Origin of the sequence: Nonomuraea sp. NPDC049649 (genome assembly GCF_040675175.1) — a bacterium.
Lineage (GTDB): Bacteria > Actinomycetota > Actinomycetes > Streptosporangiales > Streptosporangiaceae > Nonomuraea.
This window is the reverse complement of record NZ_JBFAOH010000008.1, coordinates 1-19659: the sequence shown is the minus strand read 5'-3', so window position 1 is coordinate 19659 and position 19659 is coordinate 1. Positions and strand designations below refer to the sequence as shown.

The window sequence follows — 19659 nt, the reverse complement described above, 5'->3', positions numbered from 1 at the left end:
CCCCGGCCGCCGGTGGGCCACACCGGCGGCCGGGCGAGCCGTCACGCGAGCAGCGTCTCCCCGATCCAGCCGTCCGGGCCGCACCCGGGCGGGATCGCGAAGACCGCCGACCCGATCGTGGTGACCCACTCGTTGAGCAGGTCACCCTCGGCGAGCCGCCGCTGCACCGGGACGAACTGCCTGTCCACATCCGCCTGGTAGGCGGCGAACAGCAGCCCCGAGTCGGAGGTGCCGTCCTTCGCCAGCCCCTCGTCGTAGTTGTACGAGCGGCGCAGCATCCGCAGGCCGGGATCGTCCACCCGGGCCCGCCTGATGTGGGCGTACTCGTCGATGACGGGGAAGCCGAGGTGGTTCAGCTTGCCGAAGTCGGGCTCGTCGTGCTCCTTCTGGCCGGTGAGCGGCGCGCCGTCGCTGAGGCGGCGGCCGATCGTGAACTCCCGGCCGGTCCTGTCCACCTTGTCCCACGTCTCCAGCTCCATCCGGATCCGGCGCAGCACGAGCGTGGTGCCGCCCCGCATCGGGCCCTGGTGGAGCCAGACCGCGCGGTCCAGGTCGGTCGCGTTGACCGTGCCGTCGAGCTGGCCCATCAGGTTGCGCTGGGTGGTGCCGGGGGACTGGACGTGCGCGCTGCGCCGGAAGCCGCGCTGGGTCCAGCGCACCGTGGCGAACGCGCGGGTGTCCTTGACCACCATCCGCAGCGCGTGCGCGACGGTCAGCGGGTCGTCGGCGCAGATCTGCACCAGCAGGTCACCGCCGGACCAGCGGTCCTGCAGCTTGTCCGTCTCGAACTCCGGCAGCTTCCGGACCGGCGGCTCCACCCCGGCCGCCTTGAACAGGCCGGGCCCGAACCCGAACGTGACCGTCAGCCGGGCGGGGGAGACGGCCAGCTCGGGCTCGGTGTCGGCGAGCGCGCCCCGGCCCTGGGTGAGCCGGCGCGCGTCGTCGGTCAGGAGCCGCATGAGCCGGGTGATCGGCTCCTTCCCGGTGCCGCGCTTGAGGTCGAAGGCGACGAACACGGCGTGCGCCTGCGGGTCCGTGGCGATCCCGGCCTGGTGGACGCCGTGGAACGGCACGACGTCGGCTCCGGAGGGAGTCTGCGCGGCGGCCGGGGGAGTCGTGGCGGCGAGGGTGCCCGCCGCCGCCGTGACCGCGCCCGCCGCGAACAGCCCCCGCCGGGTGATCCTGGGCGCCGCCATCAGTGCTCCATGTCCGCGTGGTAGTCCTCCTCGGCCCCGGCGAAGTCCTTGCCGACGGCGGTGAACTCCAGGTCGGGACCGCCCTCGACGATCAGCGTGAACGGGATCTCCGCGCCCGGCTTCACCTCCTCCTGGACGTCCATCAGCATGATGTGGTCGCCGCCGGGCGCGAGCTCGTGGCTGCCGCGCGCCGGGACGACGAACCCGCCCTGCTTCTGCTGCATGACCGTCTTGTCGCCGGACTCGACCACCTCGTGCAGCTCGATCTTCGACGAGAGCGGCGAGGTGGCGCCGACGACGGTGATCGGGCTGTCGGTGTGGTTGACCAGGGTGCCGAACGCGGCGGTCATCCCGTCCTCCGCCGCCTTCACCCAGGGGTCGGTGATGGTCAGCGGCTGGGCGGGGGCGGCCTCGGCGCTCGCGCTCGCGCTCGCGGCGGGCGCGGGCTCGGCGGCCGGGGTGGCGGCGCCGCAGCCCGCGAGGAGCACGGCGGCGGCGGTGGCGAGCAGGGTCGTACGGATGTTCATGGCATGCCTTCCTGCGCCCTCGGCGACTGCCGGGGCGATGGTCATCGGAATATGGGTCAGTGGTCTCCGATGACCGGGGGCGGCCCGCGCCCGATGACGGCGTACCGGAGCAGCGCCGGGCGCAGCACCGGCGGCTCGGCGTAGGGCAGCGACAGGAAGGGCGTCGCCGGGGCCGGGGGCAGCAGCACGGCGACGAGCCGCACGGCCAGCCTGCGCAGCAGCCCCCACAGCGCGGCCTCGCCGCGTGAGAGCCAGAGCGTCGTCAGCACGACCGCCCAGCCGTGGGTGACGAGCATCCCCAGGTCGGCCGCCAGCCCGGCGGAGGCGTGCGCCGGGTGCGCCAGGGTGGCGACGGGGGAGCCGGCCTCGGCGACGGAGAACATCGCGTGCAGGGCGGCCTGCAGCCCGCTCAGCAGCGCCAGGATCGTCCGCGGGCCCCGCTCGCGGCCGGCCAGCGGGTACGCGCACGCCCCGGCCAGGCCGAACCCGGCGACCATCGCGGGACCCGGCACGCTGCCGCCCGCGAAGACGTGCGCCACCATGCCCAGGCCGAGACACACCACGGCGAACGCCGTGGTGCGGACCAGGCGGAACAGCAGGCTCGACGACACGGTGCAGCCATAATCGCACGCGACCCCCTCGCCCTCCGGATCGCCCGCCGCCATTTCCCCACGTAGCGCCGGATGTCCTGAAATAATGCGCCGGATGCTGATCCCTGCGGATCCGGACGCCTACGCGGCGGCGATCGCCCCGGTCGTCGACGCGGTCCACATCCACGTGCACGCCGCCGCCCACTCCGATCTCGGGATGCTCAACGACCTGCGCTTCACGCTCCCGCTGCGCGCACTCACCCGCCGCGACCTGGCCGCCGTCTACCGGTACGCGGGGGAGAACGAGCTTGAGGATGGCATCCGCGAGCACGTCCGCCGTGGCGACCTGGCCGACGAGGGGGACGCGCTCCGGCTGACGGATCAGGGTTTCGACCTCGTACGAGGCTTGTACATCAGTCACGCGGCCGCCACCGCGCGGATCTGGCGGGGCCGCGACCTCGGACCTCTCGCCGCGCTGGCCGAGCGGGTGCTCGGCAAGGCGACGGCCGAGCCGGGGGACGCGCTCGCGGCGATGGCGCCGCCGTACGAGCCCGAGGGGTCACCGGCGGGGCTGCTGCTCTTCAACAGGCTGGCGGCGCTACGCTACGCCCGCGCCGACGCGCACGCGGCCGCCTGGCGGGAGGCGGGGCTGACCGCGGCCGAGGTCGTCGCGCTGGAGCCCGGTCCGCTGCGCACGCGTGTCGAAGCGGGCACCAACCGCCGGGCGGCGGTGCCATACCACGCCCTTTCCCGGGCAGAACGTGAATTTCTCTACAGAGGGTTGCTGGACCTGGTGTGAGGGTCCGAAACTCATACCTCCCGGTTACTAGCCATAAGGCGCATTATGGATATCTCGGCAAGGGAGGGCGTGGTGGATCAGGACATGCCCGGCGGCGCACGGCTCATCGTGGGGGTGGACGAGACCCCGGCCTCGCGCTGGGCCCTGGCCTGGGCCATCGGCACGGCCCGGTTGCGCCGCATGGCCATCGTCGCGGTGCACGTCAGCCGGGCCCCGGTGCACCCGTTCCCCGAGGCGCTGCCCGTCCAGCACGCCATCAGGTCCGGTGAGGAGGCGCGCGGCAGCGAGGTGATCGCCGGCGTCTTCGAGGACGTGGCGGGCGGAGTGCCCGACGACATCCACACCGTCATGGTGTCCAAGGTCGGCGACCCCGGCTACCACCTCGTCGACCTGGCCCGCGAAGGCGACCTGCTGGTGCTCGGCCGCAGCCGCCGCGGCCTGTTCAGCCGCATGTTCCTGCCCTCGACCAGCATGTACTGCGCGCGCCACGCCAAGACGACCGTGGTGATCGTGCAGCAGCCGACCCCGCCCGACGAGCCGGAGGTGTCAGCGGACCGCACCCGCCGCTACCGGGGGCGCGGTCACGACTGACCCGCTCACTTGAACGCCCGCAGCCGCAGGCTGTTGCTCACCACGAACACGCTGGAGAACGCCATCGCCGCCCCCGCGATCATCGGGTTGAGCAGCCCCATCGCGGCCAGCGGCAGCGCCGCCACGTTGTAGGCGAACGCCCAGAACAGGTTCCCCTTGATGGTGGCGAGCGTCCGGCGCGACAGCCGCAGGGCGTCGGCCGCCACCCGCAGATCACCCCGGACCAGCGTCAGATCGGACGCCTCGATCGCCGCGTCGGTGCCGGTGCCCATCGCCAGCCCCAGGTCGGCCTGGGCGAGCGCGGCGGCGTCGTTCACGCCGTCGCCCACCATTGCCACGACCTTGCCCTCGCCCTGCAGCCGCTTGACCACGTCGACCTTGTCGGCGGGCAGCACCTCGGCGATCACCTCGTCGATGCGCACCTCGGCCGCCACCGCGCGGGCCACCCGCTCGTTGTCTCCGGTCAGCAGGATCGGCGTCAGACCGAGCCGCCTCAGCTCCTTGACGGCCTCCGCGCTGGTCGGCTTCACCACGTCGGACACCACCAGCACGGCACGCGCCCGGCCGTCCCAGCCGACCGCGACCGCCGTGCGGCCCGCGTCCTGCGCCTGCTCCAGCGCCCGCTGAAGCTCGGGTGTGAGGTGCTGCGACCACTCCTCCAGCAGCCGGGGCCGGCCGACCAGCACCGCGTGCCCGTCCACGACCCCCTGCACGCCGAGCCCCTCGACGTTCGCGAAGTCCTCGACCGTCGCGTCCGACTTGGCCGCCTCGGCCACGGCCCGCGCGATCGGGTGCTCCGAGGCGTGCTCCAGGGCGCCCGCCAGGCGCAGCACCTCGGCCTCGTCCTCGCCCTCGGCCACGTGGACCCCGGTCAGCGTCATCCGCCCCTCGGTGACCGTGCCGGTCTTGTCGAGCACGATCGTGTCCGCCTTGCGGGTGGACTCCAGCACCTCGGGACCCTTGATCAGGATGCCGAGCTGGGCGCCCCGGCCGGTGCCGACCAGCAGCGCCGTCGGCGTGGCCAGCCCCAGCGCGCACGGGCAGGCGATGATCAGCACCGCCACCGCCGCGGTGAACGCCGCCCCCGCCCCGTGACCCGTACCGAGCCAGAACCCGAGCGTGCCCACGGCGAGCGCGATCACGATCGGTACGAACACGCCCGAGATGCGGTCGGCGAGCCGCTGCACCTCGGCCTTGCCCGTCTGCGCCTCCTCGACCAGCCGCGCCATCTGCGCCAGCTGCGTGTCGGCGCCGACCCGGGTGGCGCGGACGACGAGCCGGCCGCCCGCGTTCACGGTCGCGCCCGTCACCGCGTCGCCCGGCCCCACCTCGACCGGCACCGACTCGCCCGTCAGCATCGAGGCGTCCACCGCGGACGTGCCCTCGTCGACCACGCCGTCCGTGGCGATCTTCTCGCCCGGCCTGACCACGAACCGGTCGCCCGCCTTGAGCCGGTCGATCGGGACGCGGCGGCCGTCGGCCAGCTCCACGTCCTTGGCGCCCAGCTCCATCAGCGCGCGCAGCGCCGCCCCCGCCCGCCGCTTGGACCGCGCCTCGAAGTAGCGCCCGGCCAGGATGAACGCCGTCACCCCCGCCGCGGCCTCCAGATAGATGTTGCCGGAGCCGTCGGTCCGCTGGATCGTCAGCTCGAACGGGTGGGTCATGCCCGGCTCTCCGGCCGTACCGAAGAACAGTGCCCACAGCGACCAGCCGAGCGCCGCCAGCGTGCCCATCGACACCAGCGTGTCCATGGTGGCCGTGCCCTGGCGCAGGTTCGCCCAGGCCGCCTTGTGGAACGGCCAGCCCCCGTACACCACCACCGGCGCCGCCAGCACCAGCGACAGCCACTGCCAGTAACGGAACTGCAGCGCCGGAATCATGGCCATCGCCACCACCGGGACGCTCAGCACGATCGCGACGAGCAGCCGGTCGCGCAGGCTGTTGTCCGGCGTCTCCGGCTTCTCCTCCGGCTCCTCGTGCGGCAGCTCGGCCGTGTAGCCGGCCTTCTCCACCTCCTGGACCAGCGCCTGCGGGTCCAGCTCGGCAGGGAAGGTGACCTTCGCCTTCTCCGTCGCGTAGTTGACCGTCGCGGTCACGCCGTCGAGCTTGTTGAGCTTGCGCTCGATCCGGTTCGCGCAGGAAGCGCAGGTCATGCCGCCGATCGAGAGCTCGACCGCGTTGCGGCGGTCTTCCGTGAGCGAGGACATCACTCTTCTCCTCCCGGCGTCAGTGGCCGTGCGGTGCGGTCTCGGCGGTGAAGGCCGCCGTCCGCACCTCCCCGTCGTGCTTGAAGTCCAGGAACAGGCGGTAGGCGCCGCCGCTGGGCACCTCCGCGGAGAACGTGATCTCCGGGCCCGCGCCTGTCTCTTCCGGATGTACGTGCAAATAGGCGAGATCGCCTGCCCGGAGCGCCACCAGGTGACCGTAGGCGCCGAGGTAGGGCTCCAAGTCGGTCACCGGCTCGCCGTCCTTGCCGACCTTGAGCGTCAGCCTGCTCGACCGGCCCGGCTCCAGGGCGCCGTCGAGGGTCACCGTGTAGTCGCCGGTGCGGGCCTCGGTGCTCGCGTGCGGGAGCTGCTGCGGGCGGTAGTCGCCCGGGACCTGGAGGTCCAGGCCGAGGGTCAGCTTGCCGGCGCCGGTGGGCTTGAAGTCGGCGAAGGCTCGGTACGGGCCGGGCTCCTTGAGGGGGAGCCGGGTGTGCCAGGTGCCGTCGTCGGCCAGCTCCGGGTGGAGGTGGTGGAAGGCCGTCAGGTCGCGGGAGGCGACGATGAGGTGGAGCTTCTTGTCGTGCTCGACGTCGTACGCTGTAACCGGGTCGCCGTCCGGGTCCGTGATTTCGAAGCGGAAGTCGTCGGGGTCGTCGGTGGCGATCCGGGTGAAGGTGTAGCCGTTCTCGGACACCTGAAGCCCCCCGGGGGTATGTGCTTCGTGGGCCGCTTCCGTTGTGTGGCCTGTTGTTTTCTGGCCTGTTGCTTCTTGGCCTGCCGCGCTCGGGGCTGGCCCGACCGCGCTGCCGGCGCCCAGGGCGGCGGCGAAGACGACCGCGAGCCCGGCGCCGTAGAGGCTCAGCCGGGCCGCGGTGTTCATGAGGCACTCACCAGCTCGTATCCGGCCTCCTCGACCGCGCCGCTGATCTTCGCCTCGTCGAGCGGGCCGTCGCTGACGACGGTCAGCCGGCCGCTTTGGAGGTCGACGTCGACCGAGGTCACGCCGGCCACCTCGCCGACCTCCTCCTTGACGGAGCTGACGCAGTGTCCGCAGGTCATGCCCTTGACGGTGTAGGTGGCGGTGGCCATCTCATGCTCCTTCATATGGTCGTACTGCTCTTCCCGAAGTCTACCGCCGTACCCCCGGAGGGTATGTATCGGGGCGTGCGCTCCCATACCTGGTGGGGGTATGGGCAGGACGATATATACGCCTAGGGGGTATGTCAATGCCCGTGGCCGCGTGTTACCGAACAATCCATACATCTGGTCCCCGCAAACACGGGGAGGGCAGCCATCCCTTGCTAGGCTTCGAAACATCCGCTGGCTCATGCCCAGCGGGCGAGACCGTCGAAGAAGTGGGGTCACACAGTGAAGAAGCTGCTTGTTCTGGCGCTGGTCGCCCTTGGGGGGCTGCTGATCTGGCGCAAGGTTCAGGCCGACCGGGCAGAGCTGGATCTCTGGACCGAGGCGACCGGTAGCGAGAACTAACCGACCGGCGAGGCGATGAGTGACATCGTCCCCATCAAGCTGGTGTGCCTGGACCTGGCAGGCACCACGGTCGGCGACATCGCCACGGTAGAGCGTGCGTTCGCCGAGGCGATCGCCACCCAGGGCATCGTCCCCGGGACCGGAGCGTACGCGCGTGCCATGGTGCACGTACACCGGTCCCGGGGGCAATCACAGATCGACGTCTTCCGGGGCATCTTCCCCGACAACGAAGCCCGCGCCCAGGCCGCCAACCTGACCTTCGAACGCGCCTACGAAGGCGCACTCGAACGCTCCGGCCTCACCCCCACGCCGGGCGTCCTCGAAGTCATCGACAAACTCCGCGGCGCCGACATCAGGCTCGCCCTGCTCACCGGCTTCAGCCGCGACACCCTCGGCCGCGTCCTCGGCCTCCTCGGCTGGCACGACAAGATCGACCTCGCGATCAGCCCCGAAGACGCGGGCGGCCGCGGCCGTCCCTGGCCCGACATGATCCTGCATGCCGTCCTCCGCCTCGGCATCCCCGACGTCCGCCAAGTAGCGGTCGCCGGCGACACCGAAAGCCACATCCTCGCCGGCCGCCGCGCCGGCGCCGCCGTCGTCGCCGGCATCCTCAGCCCCGACGGCCACAGCCGCGAACGCCTCCTCCGCGGCGGCGCCACCCACATCCTGGACTCGCTCGACTTACTGCCCGAGCTGATCCTCACGGGTGATCTGGGAAGCGCGCGGGTACCCGTGTCGGCCCGGTAAGCTATCTTCATCCTTGAAGGGGCCTTAGCTCAGCTGGCAGAGCGCCTGCTTTGCAAGCAGGAAGTCAGGAGTTCGAATCTCCTAGGCTCCACCATCTCCACCCACCCCTTGACCATCTGAGGGGTGGGCCGTGGCAGCCCGCCCGTCTTCCAGGGCCTCGCTTCGCTCGGGCTGTGTTTCCTGGGGCGCGCCTTCGGCGCGCCGGCTTCGCCGTCAGGTACTTCGTTGACCGCTCGGCAGATGGTGTCTCGCTTGCCCGAGGGCGTTGGTGAGGCTCTATTGGTGTTAACCCTCTACAGGCCCCCGGCGGACCCGAGTAGAGCACTGCACGCGGGACCACCAGCAACCAAGCCCCTGCTCGAGATTTGCAGTGTCCCTCACCCGCCGAGGGGTGGTGCGGCGCGACGAGGCAGGGCCAGCGCAATATCCTCCACAGCCGTGCGGAGGGACCGCCACCTCGCCGCGCCGGTCTCTCAGCCGCCAACGCGCGGTGTACTGATGCGCGGCGTGCGCACCAACTCCCGCAACGCCCCGGCAAGGCTCTTGGGGTCGATGGCCGGATGCCGCTCGCCATCGCCCCAGATGTAGACCTCGCCCCGCCCGTCCACCGTCACCCACACCGGCAAGCCGCCATGCGGACGCGGCACCATCAACGAGCTGTCGTTGTCGTGAAGCTCCGCTGGCACCCCGAGATCGACGAGCAGGTCGCGCAGCCGTACCAGCTTGACCGCGACATCGCGCTGGTGCAGCACCTCAGGCGTACACGTCATGATCGGATTCATTGCTCATCCCCTTCGGCCAGGCCGTCGCCGAGGCATTCACGCTCTCCCGTGCTGTAGTCGTCGACACCAGCGCCCCCGAGCAGCACGCGGCGCGAGGTGCACAGCTTCGCCCCACGTCTCGACACGCCGGGCACCCGCGGGCTTGCTAGGGGCAGGATCACCATCGCGATCTCCTCGTTCATCCGGCTATCCCTGCTTCGGGTTGGCCGTTTCACGTACCGTGTTCGTTGATGACAAGTCCACCGGCAATTCGACACCTGGAGCTCCCCTAACAGGCCCCCCTCTCAGCCCCTTTTCGATCCTCCATCGGAAAGCAGAGCGCCCATGACAAAGCCGACTCCGAACGCGAAACTTCGGACATGGCGCCAGAAAGCCGGATTGACGCGCGCCGAAATGGCGAAGCTGATCAACCTCAGCGCGAGCGGCATCAAACACGGGCTGACCTGCGACGAGGAACGCATCCGCCGCTGGGAAGTAGGGGAAGTCAAATGGCCACACGAACCCTACCGACTCGCCATCCAGGAAGTCACCCACCAAGACCCCGAAGACCTCGGGTTCACCCCAACCCGCCGATCCCGCATCATCACCGAGCCGAGCCCGAACGAAAGAGAAGTTGAAGACGACAACGTCGTCCATACGGTGGACCACACCAACCTCGGGGAGGATGAGAACGACGTGCGACGCCGTGAATTCGTCGGCCTCACCGGAGCCGGGCTCTTCAGCGTCGTCCTGAACGACGGCCGCGACACCAAGCCCGCGGAGCACCAAGGCGAGGACCTGGCCGCCGTTCTCGTGGACCACACCCCACCCACAGACGGCCCGATCGATCTGGCAGCCCTCGCGGCCGGCGTCGCCCTGGCCAAGCAGCACTACCAAGCCTGCCGCTACTCCCGGGTCGCCACCCAGCTGCCCACGCTCGTGCGCAAGCTGCGCACGGCATGCGCTTACGCAGAGGGCGACGAACGCCTACGAGCCCACGCCCTGTCCGCCGAAGCACACCACGTCGCCGCCTCCATCCTGCTCAAGCAGGAAGACAAGGGGATGGCCTGGCTCGCAGCCGACCGCAGCGTCCAAGCCGCCCACGCCAGCCAAAGCCCCCTCATGGTCGGCTCCAGCTCCCGCATCATCACCCACGCCCTCATGGACGGCGGACACCACCGCACCGCTACCGACACCGCCCGCACCGCAGCCCTGCGCATGGACGCCGACCTCACCCAGCCATCCGAAAACGACCTGTCGATCTACGGCTCCCTGCTGCTGCTGCGAGGCGCCATCGCCGCCGCCCACACCGGCAACCGGCACACCATCGCCGAACTCCTGGACGAAGCCGAACAGGCAGCCACCCGGCTCGGCCACGACGGCAACCACATGTGGACCGCCTTCGGCCCGAACAACGTCCTGTGCCACCGCGTCACCATCGCTCTCAGGCTTGGCGACGCGGGCATCGCCATCGACTACGCCCGCCAGGTCGACCTCGACAAGCTGCCGATCAACGAACGCAAGGCGACCCTCCTGCTCGACACCTCCCGCGCCTTCCTCATGCGCAACCAGCACGACAAGGCCCTGCACATCCTCCGGGTGGCCGGCGAGATAGCCCCCGAAGAAGTCACCGGCCGCGCCACAGCCTGGCGGCTCGTTCGTGACATCCTGGCCACCGCACCCATCAGCGTGCGCCGGGAAGCCCGCGAATACGCCGAATCGCTGGGAGTCATCGCGTGACCCAACCGGGCAAGGTCCTCTACATCATCGTGTGCGCCGCCGGCCCGGCCGGTGAAGTCGGCCGCCTGGCAACCATGGCCCAGCAAGACGGCTGGACCGTCCAGATCATCGCCACCCCATCCGCCCTCGGCTTCATCGACGTGCCCGCGCTGGAGAAGCAGACCGGCCGCCCCGTCCGCAGCCAATACCGCAAGCCGCACGAGCCCAAGTCACCGCGAGCCGACGCCATCATCGTCGCGCCGGCGACCTACAACACCATCAACAAGTTCGCCCAGGGCATCGCCGACACCTACGCCCTCGGCATCCTGTCCGAGGCCCCGGGGCTGGGCATCCCCGTCGTGGTCCTGCCCTTCGTCAACACCGCGCTGGCCTCGCGCACGCCGTTCATCCGCAGCGTCGAAGACCTTCGAGCCGAAGGCGTTCGCGTCCTGCTCGGCCCAGGCGAGTTCGAGTCCCATCCGCCAAGCTCTGGTGCTGATCGAATCGACACCTATCCCTGGAATCGGGCACTCAAAGCACTTGCCGAACTGTTCTCGTAGGCAGCGCCGTTCTCGCGCACGGCCGTGCTCGGGCCGCGCGCCAGAACGCTCCAATGATTGCTAGACGTAGCTCCTCAGGCACCAGATCACTCCAGGCTGTGATGCCGTCGTATCACTGAATTAGGACCGAGCTTGGCTTGAGCATCGCGCGCCTGCTGCTCCTGTCAACAAATAGGTCAGTCCTTCGCTTCGCGGACGTCCTTGCCCTGCTCGGCGAACGCCTTGAAGTCCTGCATGTGCCGTAGCGACTGCTTGCGGAAGGCACCGGGCATCATGAGCGCCACCAGCCGCATCAGCAAGCGGTCGAACCGGTATTCGTTTTCGCTCTCCCACAGCGTCGTCTCCGGGCCGGCTTCGATCAGCCGCTCGCGCGCGGCGTTCCACATGCCCTTGCCGACGATCTCGCGCTCGAAGTGGACGACGGTCTCTTTCGGGATCTCGCGCAGGTCTGCCGGCTCCCGGCGCGTGATGGTCTCGGTGGCCTCCATCTTCTGATTTCCCATCTGCATCACGACCCGCGACTTGGTGCCGACCTGGCCGTGTTCTCCGCTGATCGGCTCGTGCAGTACCAGGCCCCGCAGCCACTTCGGCATGTGCGCCGGGTCGGCGAGCAGCTGGGCCACCTTCTCCCGGGGCAGGGCGATTTCGATCGAGACGGTGTATTTCATGGCGGAGCGCTCCAGGTTCCTGACGGGAACGAACCCACGCTAACAGCCTCACCTCAGGCTGTTTCCCCTGGTGGCTGGCCTCGGATCAGATGGGTCCTGGGGTCCGGGACAGCTACCGGGAGTCGCCTGGGGGCTTCACGGCGGTGAGGGCGCTCATGCCCTCCAGGACGTAGTCGAGCAGGGGACGTGAACGTCCCTCCAGGTGCCACTGCTCCAGCGAGCCGAAGTAGACCCCGAACCAGAACGCCCGCGCCACCACCCGGGCCTGCGCCGGCGAGTCGCCGCGTTCGCGCAGCCGGGCGGCCAGGCGTTCGGCGGCCTCGTCCAGCGAGCCGTACACCGCCGCGCGCACGGCCGGTTCTTCGAGCACGTAGCGCATGCCGCGCCAGGGGGAGTGGCCGGGGGACTCGCTCAGCAGACTGATCAGCCTCTCCAGCGAGCCCGGCAGGTCGTCCGGGTCGAGCTGGGTGGAGTGGAGGTCGAGACCGGCTGCCGCGAACGGGTCGGTGGTGAACAACCCTTCCTTGGTGCCGAAGTAGCGGTAGAAGGTGCGTGGCGACACCCCGGATGCGGCGGCGATCTCGTCGATCGTCACGGCGTTGTAGCCGCGTTCGTCGAACAGGTCCATCGCCGTGTCCATGATCTGGTGGATCGCTGAGAGCCGGTTGCGCTGGCGAAGGGTCAAGGACACGACGCCAGCGTACGGCGTAACCGTTCCGATGGCAGTCACTGCCTATGTGGCAGATACTGCCATAGAGTTCGGGGGACGGGGGCGACGATGAGGCCGTTCGAGATCGTGCTGGTGGTGGCGGAGGCGCTGGTGTGCCTCGGTCTGCCGTTCCGGCCGCCGCGCGTCTCCGCGCTGCTCGGGCTGGTGATTCCGGTCGCGGTTGCGGTGCAGGTGCTGGCGGAGGGGGCGCGGTGGCCGATGGCTCCGGCGTACGTGCTGGCGGCGTTCTTGGGTGTGTGGGCACTCGGCGCGATCCCCGCCGTGCGCCAGCAGATGAACGATGGGCGTGCCCTCCTCCCAGGGGGACGGACGAGGCGGGCAGGGGTGGTGCTCGCGGTCGCGATGGCGGTCGTGGTGACCGTGCCGTCGCTGCTGCCCGTGTTCCGCTTCCCCAGCCCCACCGGCCCGTACGGTGTCGGCACCCTCACGTACCACTGGGTCGATCACTCCCGCCGAGAGATCTTCGGCCCTGATCCCGGAGCGCCGCGCGAGTTGATGGCGCAGATCTGGTATCCGGCCCGGGCTGAGGCGTCCGCGCGGCGCGCCTCGTACATGCAGGACGACGCCCTCCCGGACGGCGTCGCCCGGCTGCTCGGCGTGCCCGGCATCACCTTCCGGCACCTGCGCCAGGTACGCACCAACGCCGTCGCCGGGGTGCCCGCCGTTCCCGGCCGGCACCCGGTGCTGATCTTCCTGACCGGTGCGCACGGCTTCCGCCAGTCGAACACGTTCCAGGCCGAGGAACTGGCCTCGCGCGGGTACGTGGTCGCGGGCCTCGATCAGCCGTACACCGCGGCCGCGGTCGCGTTCCCCGACGGGCGCACGGTCCGGGCCCTGCCCCGGGACCGGATGCGCGCTCTCATCGACCAGAGCCTCACGCACACGCTCCCCCAGGGGTTGATCCCGCATCTCGCCCGCGACGTGTCGTTCGCGCTGGACCGACTGAGCGACCTCGACCGGGCCGACCCGCGCCAGGTCCTGACCGGGCGGCTCGACGTGGCGCGCGCCGGGGTGTTCGGTGTGTCACTGGGCGGCATCGTCGCCCCGCCGGCCGCCAACCTGGAGCCCCGCCTGCGCGCCGCTCTCGTCATGGACGCCCGCATGACCGCCGAGGTCGTACGCGACGGCGTCCGCACCCCTGCCATGTGGCTCACCAGGGACGCCGCCACCATGCGCCGCGAAGGCTGGGACGAAACCGAAATCCAGCAGCACCAGGCAACCATGCGAGCGGCCTACGGCAAACGTCCGGCTGACGGCTACTTCGTCACCATGCCGGACACGTTCCACCTCGACTACACGGACGCGGCGGCCTGGTCGCCGGTCAGCTCCCTGCTGGGTTTCTCCGGTCCCATCGGGGCAGAGCGGGCCCATGCCATCATCAACGCTTATACGGTGGCGTTCTTCGACACGTACCTGAAGGGCGCCCGACCGGCCCTGCCCGTTTTCTCCGGCGTGCACGTCGAGACCACACCGGCTTTGAGCCCGGGCCCGCCAAGCGGCTGACCTGGCTCACCCGGCGGCATCAGTGAAGGTGGCGCGGCTCGAACTCGCCGCCAACCGTGCCACCTACAAGCTACGTGTCGGCAAGCTGACGAAGACACACCTCGAGTTCATGGGCCCGCGTACCGATCGGCGCACTACAGAGGCCCGGCACACAGCTTGACGGCCTCTACATAGCGGGCCACTACGTCCACGGATGAGACTTCGCCACGCTCGATCTGTGCGACACGCGCCTTCAGCCATCAGGAGAGCGACTCGTTCTGTGTCGGAGCAGCGCTCTGGGCAAGCTGCCAGGCATCGATGAAGTCGTCAACGATGCGCCGGGTCTCGGCAAGGGCCTCTTCCCCTCCGGCCTGCTCAACGTGCTTGGCGCGGTTCCACTTCTTGAACGTTGTCATTGGTTCTGCTCCTCCCCTCTGCGCGCTCTTTCACATAGATTTCGTACAGCCGCTCCGCGTGCGGTACGGCCTCCTCATACCAGCGGTTACCCGGCGCCCAAAGCCCCTGGTGTCCTTGCCACCGCCAACGCCTTCAGACAAGCAAGACATCATCTGCCAAGCGGTCAACCAAGTACCTGACGGCGAAGCCCGGTGCGCCGAAGGCGCGTCCCACGAGGGCGGGCGGGCTCCACGGCCCACCCCTCGGATGGTCAAGGGGTGGGGGGAGATGGTGGAGCCCAGGACATTCGATCCTGACCGTTGAATCAGCCGCTCGCACCATCAGCCCACCGCTCTGAACGTACTGGCGAGTCGTCGTTCACCGCCGTTTCGCTTGAGACGGCTGCCAGAGGGATTGGAAGATGCCGTCCGGGTCGTACCGGCTCCATACCTCCCTGACCCGGTCACCGGTCGCGTCCGGGTAGATCCGTTTGAAGGCGCTCTCGTCCGGCCGGCTCTCGAACCCGATGTACGCACCGTCAACCCGACCACTCAGCGGCTCCCAGACCGCATCCAGCCGCGCCCCGCCTCGTGGCGGAAACATCGTGCCGATCACCAGCACCCCATGATGCCGATGCGCGTAAGCGGTCGCATCCGCCGGCACGTCGTTGACCGCCCCGCCCAGGGACCGCATCTGGATCAACGGCTGCCCCGGCCCGGTCACGACGGACATGATCGCCGCCGCGTCGTCATCGGTCATGGCTGTCAGCAGCCCGTTGGTGGTGGTGACGGGTTGCTGGCCGACGTTCGGATGGAGGTGCGCCGTAGACACCAGCGCAGCGTACGGAGCGATCTGCGCATGCTCGTCGAGGACCCCGGTGCCGATCGCGAGCAGCGGCTCGACAGCCGCCCGCAGCCGCCGCTCACTGGCCCCCGCCACCACGGCGGTAATGGAGGCGACCGCAGACCGCCCATGCGGCACGAGCGTAACGGCGGTGGACAGCTCACGCGGAGCGGACGCCATATAGTCGGCCCACCGCCGCAGCGCACGCCCCTCCCGGTCGAGCCCCACGGCGAGCTGAGCGATTCCCACGTCCCGCAGTTCGAGCGCTTCGATCTCGAAGGCCACCACGACCCCCACCCCGGAACCGGCACCCCGCACAGCCCACAGAAGGTCGGGTTCGTTGTCGGCGTCGGCACGCACAACCCTGCCATCGGCCAGGACGACCTCGGCCGCGCGGATGTGGTCGATGGTGAGCCCGTACTGGCGGACCAGCCAGCCGACCCCTCCGCCGGTGGCGAGCCCGCCGACGCCGACGTTGCCGTGGTCGCCGGAGCTGATCGCGAGTCCGTACGGGGTGAGCGCCTGCGCGACCTGGGCCCAGCGCGCACCGGCCTCCACCCGGACGATCCGCGCCTTCCGGTCGATCACGTCGACCCGGTTCATGCCGGACAGGTCGATGACCACACCGTCGTCGTTGGTCGCCCGGCCTGACAGTCCATGCCCGCCGCTTCGTACGGATAAGGGCAGGTTCCGCTCGCGGGCGTAGCGGAGTGCGGCGGCGACCTGCGCGGGGTTCTCGGGGAGCAGGACGGCGGCGGGGGAGCCCACGGTCGTGTACGTGGAGCGGAGCTGACGGTAGCGGCTGTCTCGGGGCAGGACGATCTTGTCCTGCAGCTCGGAGGTGGTCATCGCTGCCCCCGGATCTGGCTGACCTGCTCGCGGACCGCCGGGACGACCTCGGCGGCGAACACCTCGAACTGGGCCTGATGGTCGGTCATCGGCCAGAAGACGAACGTGTCGAAGCCCAGCTCGACCACCCATTCGGTGAGGGTTTCCGTCCAGACGCGCACGTCGCCGATCAGTCCTTGGCTGCCGCGGAAGCGGCCGATGGCGCCGATCACGTTGTAGATGCGGCGGATCCGGGCCGGGTCGCGGCCCGCTTCACGTGCGGCTTCGTCGATGATTTTCTGCTTGGCGGGGACTTCGTCGGGTGGGACGTAGATGTTGAGGGGTGAGATCCAGCCGTCGGCGGAGCGGCCGGTGACGGCGAGCATTTTGGACTTCTGGGCGCCGAGCCAGAGCGGGATGGGCGCGGGCGGCACGGGCCCGGCCGAGTAGCCTTCGATCGCGTGGTGGTCGCTGACCAGGCGCACGCCGCCGCCGGCCAGCGCGGCACGCATCACGTGCAGGGACTCTTCGGCGTAGGCGACCATTTCGCCGCGGGTGCGGCGTCCGCCGCCCATGCCGGCGATGGCGTCGGTGAACGTGCCGCCGCCGAGTCCGAGGGTGAGGCGGCCTTCGGTCAGGACGCCGAGCGAGGCGGCGGCCTTGGCCAGCATGGCGGGTGGGCGGAGTTGCAGGTCGAGGACGTCGGTGAGGAACGTGATGCGCCTGGTCTCGGCTGTCAGCCGGGTGATGAGGGTCCAGGTGTCGAGGTGCCCGGCCTGGTAGGCGTGGTCTTGGACGGCCAGGTAGTCCAGCCCGGCCTCGTCGGCGCTGCCGGCCAGCCGGAAGGTTCGGTCGAGCTGGTCGACGCCGGGGTCGAGGGCGAGTCCGAATGTGGGGGATTGTCCGTAGTCAGTCACGGATTCATGGTCGGTACGGGGGCGCTGATAGGCAAATACGAGATTAGCTACTAATCTTTGGTAAGTGACTATCGAATCCGCACCCGGCAGCCCGGCCATCTTCGAACCGGGCTGCCGTAGCTTTCAGGACACCGTCGAGCTCGTGGGCCGCCGGTGGACCAGCGCGATCCTGCTCGCCGGGAGACGGGGTGCTCGCCGGTTCGGCGAGTACCGCCACGCGGTGCAGGGGATTTCCGATCGGCTGCTCGCTCAGCGGCTCAAGGAGCTCGAAGCCGAGGGTCTGATGACGCGCACCGTGATTCCGACCACGCCGGTGCAGATCCTCTACACCCTGTCGCAGGAGGGGGAAGAGCTGATGTCCATCCTGCAGCCCTTGGTCGACTGGAGTCACCGCCGCCGCGGGCAAGCCGCTGACAGTCTTCGCTAGCTGTCGCGGCGCAGCGTGACCCAGAAGGTCGGCATCTGGTTGGTGCCCGGCGTGAGGTCGACGATCTCCCAGCCGGCGAACCTGGTGCGCAGCTCGTCGGCGGTGACGCCTGCGTCCCACGACTTGATCTCGGGGTTCGGATTGTGCTGGGCGTCGCCACCGTACGCGAACATCAGCAGCCGCGCTCCGGGAGCGGCGCGCTCGGTGAGCCCGGCGGCGTAGGCGTCGCGGCGGTGCAGGGGGATCCCGCAGTAGCAGCTCAGGTCGAAGAACAGGTCGAACGGGCCGGGCACGCTCAGGTCGTCCAGGCGGGTGGCGTCCCCTTGGAGCACCCGTACCGACACTCCCTCCGCCTCGGCCTTCTCCCGGGCCTGCTCGACGGCGCGGTCGATCAGGTCGACGGCCGTCACGTCCCAGCCGTGCCGTGCGAGGTAGACGGCGTTGGTGCCGGTGCCGCAGCCGAGTTCGAGCACGCGGCCGGGCGGTCCGTCGTGCTCCTCCACCAGGGTGACCAGTTCGGGCGGGGTCACGCCGGTGTCCCACGGCGGTCTGCCGTTGAGGTAGTAGCCCTCCATCGCTCGATAGACGGCCTCTTCCTCCTGCTCCTGCGCTGTCTGGCTGGACTGGGCCATGGGCTTCTCCTCGTAATTAGAGTTGAACTCTAGTGTTGGGCTTTAAAGTTAAACTCGCCCCATGGAAAGAGTCAAGCGGCCGGACAAGCGGGCCGAGCGCGCACGCCGGACCAGGGAGAAGGTCATCGAGGCGGCTCGCGAGCTGTTCGTGGCGCAGGGGTACGGGGCGACGAGCCTGCAAGAGGTGGCGGATCGGGCCGGTGTGGCCGTACAGACGGTCTACTTCGTCTTCCGCAACAAGCGCACGCTGTTCAAAGACGTCGTCGACACGTCCATCGCCGGGGACACCGAGCCCGTCGCCACCATGGACCGCGAGTGGTTCCGCACCGCGTGCGCCGAACCCACCGCGGCCGGGCAGCTACGCGCCCACGTCCGCGGCACCTGCGAGATCCTGGGCCGGGTCGCCCCGATCATGCCGCTGATCGAGACCGCCGCGGCCACCGACCCGGAGATCGCCGCGCAGTGGACGGGCGGCCCCGACCCGCGCTACACCGTGCAACGCACGGCGGCCGAAGCCCTGGTCGGCAAGCCCGACGCCCGCCCCGGCCTCTCCGCCGAGACGACGGCCGACCTGCTCTACGGCCTGCTCAGCCCGCAGCTCTACCTGATCTTCGTCCGCGACCGCGGCTGGTCACCGGAGGCATTTGAAGAGTGGGCGCGGGCCACCCTTACTTCCCAGCTCTGCGATCGTTCACCCTGACGGTGCCGTCCTCGCCACGCTTCTGTGAGCGGAGGACGAGAAAGAAGGCCGCCACGACCGCGGACGTGACGACGAAAATTCCGCCGCATATTAGAAGGTATCGATCCCACCCGCCCGGGCCGATAAGAGTTCCCCCCAAACCGGTGATGGCGAAGGGAATCATCCCCGCCAGGAAAACGCCCTTTCGGTGCTCACCCGCAGGTGTCCTTACGGCGAGCCGTGGCAGAACTCCGAAAGCGACGGTGATGAGCGCCACCGCCCCGAACAGTCCGACCGCGCGCATCTCCCGGGTGGGATCGTCCACCGGGGTGTCAGGCGTGTCCCACCATTTTTCCGCCACCCTCGTCTGGACGATTTTGCCGTTCCAGTCGTGCACCAAAATCTCGTCACCGACCTCGACCAGGCGGAACACGGTCGTGACCGGAAAGAACCTCTTGTATGGCTGGTCGTGGTCCAGTGCCTCGATTTCCAGCCGGGGATTCTGCCGAATGCCGCGGTTCTGGCGAGCGGGGATTTTCTCTGTCACCCTTGCTCGGAATTCGTGGCAGTGGCTCGCGTCGCCCCATTCCACGCGCTCGGTGCGACAGGGGAGGGCGTTCTGATACTGCTCGTACTCGGCCGCGCTGCCACCGATCTGCCAGATCCCGATCACCGCGGTGATAAGCGCAAGAGCCGCGAAGGCGACGGCTTTTCCGACGCCGGCCGACGATCGTCGTCTTCCCCGCAAGGCGTCCCGCTCCGTTCCGGGCCTGGATGCAATGCCGCTAAGTTAAGCCGCTGCTGGGAGTCCTTCGAGTTGGATGGTCGGCGGGCTGGCGTGGGTGACACTGACGTCGGTACGGCGTTTGACC

General features: G+C 69.6%; 24 protein-coding genes and 1 tRNA gene. 10 read left to right on the top strand and 15 right to left on the bottom strand.

Translation table 11 applies throughout. The features are described from left to right. Positions 1 to 41 precede the first annotated feature (41 nt). Genes AB0J42_RS13110 through AB0J42_RS13100 form a run of 3 tightly spaced genes read right to left on the bottom strand, consistent with a single transcriptional unit; the run spans position 42 to position 2334 of the window. On the bottom strand, positions 42 to 1196 hold the full coding sequence (locus AB0J42_RS13110) for a Dyp-type peroxidase (RefSeq protein WP_364292662.1): 1155 nt from the start codon (positions 1194 to 1196) through the stop codon (positions 42 to 44). Continuing rightward, complete coding sequence (locus AB0J42_RS13105; RefSeq protein ID WP_364292659.1) at positions 1196 to 1723, bottom strand: copper chaperone PCu(A)C; 528 nt, start codon at positions 1721 to 1723, stop codon at positions 1196 to 1198. Before AB0J42_RS13105 ends, AB0J42_RS13110 begins: the two co-directional genes overlap by 1 nt. A 56-nt stretch (positions 1724 to 1779) precedes the next feature. Next, the gene (locus tag AB0J42_RS13100) at positions 1780 to 2334 is read right to left on the bottom strand and encodes an MFS transporter (protein ID WP_364292656.1); all 555 of its coding nucleotides are present in this window, start codon (positions 2332 to 2334) and stop codon (positions 1780 to 1782) included. A 94-nt stretch (positions 2335 to 2428) separates the two neighbouring features. Here AB0J42_RS13100 and AB0J42_RS13095 point away from each other — a divergent pair, with 94 nt between their 5' ends. Together AB0J42_RS13095 and AB0J42_RS13090 are read left to right on the top strand one after the other, a co-directional pair. Next, complete coding sequence (locus AB0J42_RS13095; protein WP_364292653.1) at positions 2429 to 3112, top strand: hypothetical protein; 684 nt, start codon at positions 2429 to 2431, stop codon at positions 3110 to 3112. A 72-nt stretch (positions 3113 to 3184) separates the two neighbouring features. Further along, positions 3185 to 3703: a universal stress protein gene (locus tag AB0J42_RS13090; RefSeq protein WP_364292650.1), complete on the top strand. Its 519-nt coding sequence runs from the start codon at positions 3185 to 3187 to the stop codon at positions 3701 to 3703. A 5-nt stretch (positions 3704 to 3708) separates the two neighbouring features. Here the strand turns inward: AB0J42_RS13090 and AB0J42_RS13085 are convergent, their stop codons facing one another. The 3 genes from AB0J42_RS13085 to AB0J42_RS13075 all read right to left on the bottom strand — a co-directional run bounded on the left by AB0J42_RS13085 (position 3709) and on the right by AB0J42_RS13075 (position 6999). Then, the gene (locus tag AB0J42_RS13085; protein WP_364292647.1) at positions 3709 to 5910 is read right to left on the bottom strand and encodes a heavy metal translocating P-type ATPase; all 2202 of its coding nucleotides are present in this window, start codon (positions 5908 to 5910) and stop codon (positions 3709 to 3711) included. Between the two features lie 19 nt (positions 5911 to 5929). Then, on the bottom strand, positions 5930 to 6604 hold the full coding sequence (locus tag AB0J42_RS13080; RefSeq protein WP_364292644.1) for a hypothetical protein: 675 nt from the start codon (positions 6602 to 6604) through the stop codon (positions 5930 to 5932). Between the two features lie 182 nt (positions 6605 to 6786). Beyond that, positions 6787 to 6999, bottom strand: coding sequence for a heavy-metal-associated domain-containing protein (locus AB0J42_RS13075; RefSeq protein WP_364292641.1), 213 nt, complete (start codon positions 6997 to 6999; stop codon positions 6787 to 6789). A gap of 279 nt (positions 7000 to 7278) precedes the next feature. Between AB0J42_RS13075 and AB0J42_RS13070 the strand changes: the two genes are divergently transcribed. The 3 genes from AB0J42_RS13070 to AB0J42_RS13060 all read left to right on the top strand — a co-directional run bounded on the left by AB0J42_RS13070 (position 7279) and on the right by AB0J42_RS13060 (position 8239). Further along, positions 7279 to 7398 (top strand): DLW-39 family protein, encoded by a 120-nt coding sequence (locus AB0J42_RS13070; RefSeq protein ID WP_013130296.1) that lies wholly within the window; start codon positions 7279 to 7281, stop codon positions 7396 to 7398. Positions 7399 to 7413: 15 nt separating this feature from the next. Further along, positions 7414 to 8145, top strand: coding sequence for an HAD family hydrolase (locus tag AB0J42_RS13065; RefSeq protein ID WP_364292638.1), 732 nt, complete (start codon positions 7414 to 7416; stop codon positions 8143 to 8145). 18 nt (positions 8146 to 8163) lie between these two features. Further along, positions 8164 to 8239 (top strand) — tRNA-Ala (locus AB0J42_RS13060). Between the two features lie 379 nt (positions 8240 to 8618). Here the strand turns inward: AB0J42_RS13060 and AB0J42_RS13055 are convergent. Both AB0J42_RS13055 and AB0J42_RS13050 read right to left on the bottom strand, forming a co-directional pair. Next, complete coding sequence (locus AB0J42_RS13055) at positions 8619 to 8927, bottom strand: hypothetical protein (protein WP_364292635.1); 309 nt, start codon at positions 8925 to 8927, stop codon at positions 8619 to 8621. Next, entirely contained in the window at positions 8924 to 9109 is a 186-nt protein-coding gene (locus AB0J42_RS13050; protein WP_364292632.1) for a hypothetical protein, read from the bottom strand. Before AB0J42_RS13050 ends, AB0J42_RS13055 begins: the two co-directional genes overlap by 4 nt. Positions 9110 to 9251: 142 nt before the next feature. Here AB0J42_RS13050 and AB0J42_RS13045 point away from each other — a divergent pair, with 142 nt between their 5' ends. Both AB0J42_RS13045 and AB0J42_RS13040 read left to right on the top strand, forming a co-directional pair. Further along, the gene (locus tag AB0J42_RS13045; RefSeq protein WP_364292629.1) at positions 9252 to 10646 is read left to right on the top strand and encodes a helix-turn-helix transcriptional regulator; all 1395 of its coding nucleotides are present in this window, start codon (positions 9252 to 9254) and stop codon (positions 10644 to 10646) included. Beyond that, the gene (locus AB0J42_RS13040; RefSeq protein ID WP_364292626.1) at positions 10643 to 11185 is read left to right on the top strand and encodes a flavoprotein; all 543 of its coding nucleotides are present in this window, start codon (positions 10643 to 10645) and stop codon (positions 11183 to 11185) included. The genes AB0J42_RS13045 and AB0J42_RS13040 overlap by 4 nt, the downstream gene beginning before the upstream one ends. A gap of 176 nt (positions 11186 to 11361) precedes the next feature. Here AB0J42_RS13040 and AB0J42_RS13035 read toward each other — a convergent pair whose 3' ends face one another. Together AB0J42_RS13035 and AB0J42_RS13030 are read right to left on the bottom strand one after the other, a co-directional pair. Further along, entirely contained in the window at positions 11362 to 11853 is a 492-nt protein-coding gene (locus AB0J42_RS13035) for an SRPBCC family protein (protein WP_364292623.1), read from the bottom strand. 112 nt (positions 11854 to 11965) lie between these two features. Then, positions 11966 to 12544, bottom strand: coding sequence for a TetR family transcriptional regulator (locus AB0J42_RS13030; protein ID WP_364292620.1), 579 nt, complete (start codon positions 12542 to 12544; stop codon positions 11966 to 11968). Between the two features lie 87 nt (positions 12545 to 12631). Here AB0J42_RS13030 and AB0J42_RS13025 point away from each other — a divergent pair, with 87 nt between their 5' ends. Next, positions 12632 to 14086 carry a hypothetical protein gene (locus AB0J42_RS13025; protein ID WP_364292617.1) on the top strand — a complete coding sequence of 485 codons (1455 nt, stop codon included), beginning with the start codon at positions 12632 to 12634 and terminating at the stop codon, positions 14084 to 14086. Between the two features lie 239 nt (positions 14087 to 14325). Here AB0J42_RS13025 and AB0J42_RS13020 read toward each other — a convergent pair whose 3' ends face one another. From AB0J42_RS13020 to AB0J42_RS13010, 3 genes are all read right to left on the bottom strand, one after another. Continuing rightward, positions 14326 to 14481 carry a hypothetical protein gene (locus AB0J42_RS13020; protein WP_364292614.1) on the bottom strand — a complete coding sequence of 52 codons (156 nt, stop codon included), beginning with the start codon at positions 14479 to 14481 and terminating at the stop codon, positions 14326 to 14328. A gap of 358 nt (positions 14482 to 14839) precedes the next feature. After that, complete coding sequence (locus AB0J42_RS13015; protein ID WP_364292611.1) at positions 14840 to 16153, bottom strand: FAD-dependent oxidoreductase; 1314 nt, start codon at positions 16151 to 16153, stop codon at positions 14840 to 14842. After that, the gene (locus AB0J42_RS13010) at positions 16150 to 17049 is read right to left on the bottom strand and encodes an LLM class flavin-dependent oxidoreductase (RefSeq protein WP_364292608.1); all 900 of its coding nucleotides are present in this window, start codon (positions 17047 to 17049) and stop codon (positions 16150 to 16152) included. Before AB0J42_RS13010 ends, AB0J42_RS13015 begins: the two co-directional genes overlap by 4 nt. A 64-nt stretch (positions 17050 to 17113) precedes the next feature. Between AB0J42_RS13010 and AB0J42_RS13005 the strand changes: the two genes are divergently transcribed. Then, positions 17114 to 17476 carry a helix-turn-helix domain-containing protein gene (locus tag AB0J42_RS13005; RefSeq protein WP_364292605.1) on the top strand — a complete coding sequence of 121 codons (363 nt, stop codon included), beginning with the start codon at positions 17114 to 17116 and terminating at the stop codon, positions 17474 to 17476. Here the strand turns inward: AB0J42_RS13005 and AB0J42_RS13000 are convergent. After that, entirely contained in the window at positions 17473 to 18108 is a 636-nt protein-coding gene (locus tag AB0J42_RS13000; RefSeq protein ID WP_364292602.1) for a methyltransferase domain-containing protein, read from the bottom strand. The two genes, AB0J42_RS13005 and AB0J42_RS13000, sit on opposite strands and share 4 nt — an antisense overlap. 61 nt (positions 18109 to 18169) lie before the next feature. Here AB0J42_RS13000 and AB0J42_RS12995 point away from each other — a divergent pair, with 61 nt between their 5' ends. Beyond that, complete coding sequence (locus tag AB0J42_RS12995) at positions 18170 to 18808, top strand: helix-turn-helix domain-containing protein (RefSeq protein WP_364292599.1); 639 nt, start codon at positions 18170 to 18172, stop codon at positions 18806 to 18808. Here AB0J42_RS12995 and AB0J42_RS12990 read toward each other — a convergent pair. After that, positions 18777 to 19535, bottom strand: a complete 759-nt coding sequence (locus tag AB0J42_RS12990) for a hypothetical protein (RefSeq protein ID WP_364292596.1) — start codon at positions 19533 to 19535, stop codon at positions 18777 to 18779. The genes AB0J42_RS12995 and AB0J42_RS12990 overlap by 32 nt on opposite strands. Positions 19536 to 19659: the final 124 nt, after the last annotated feature.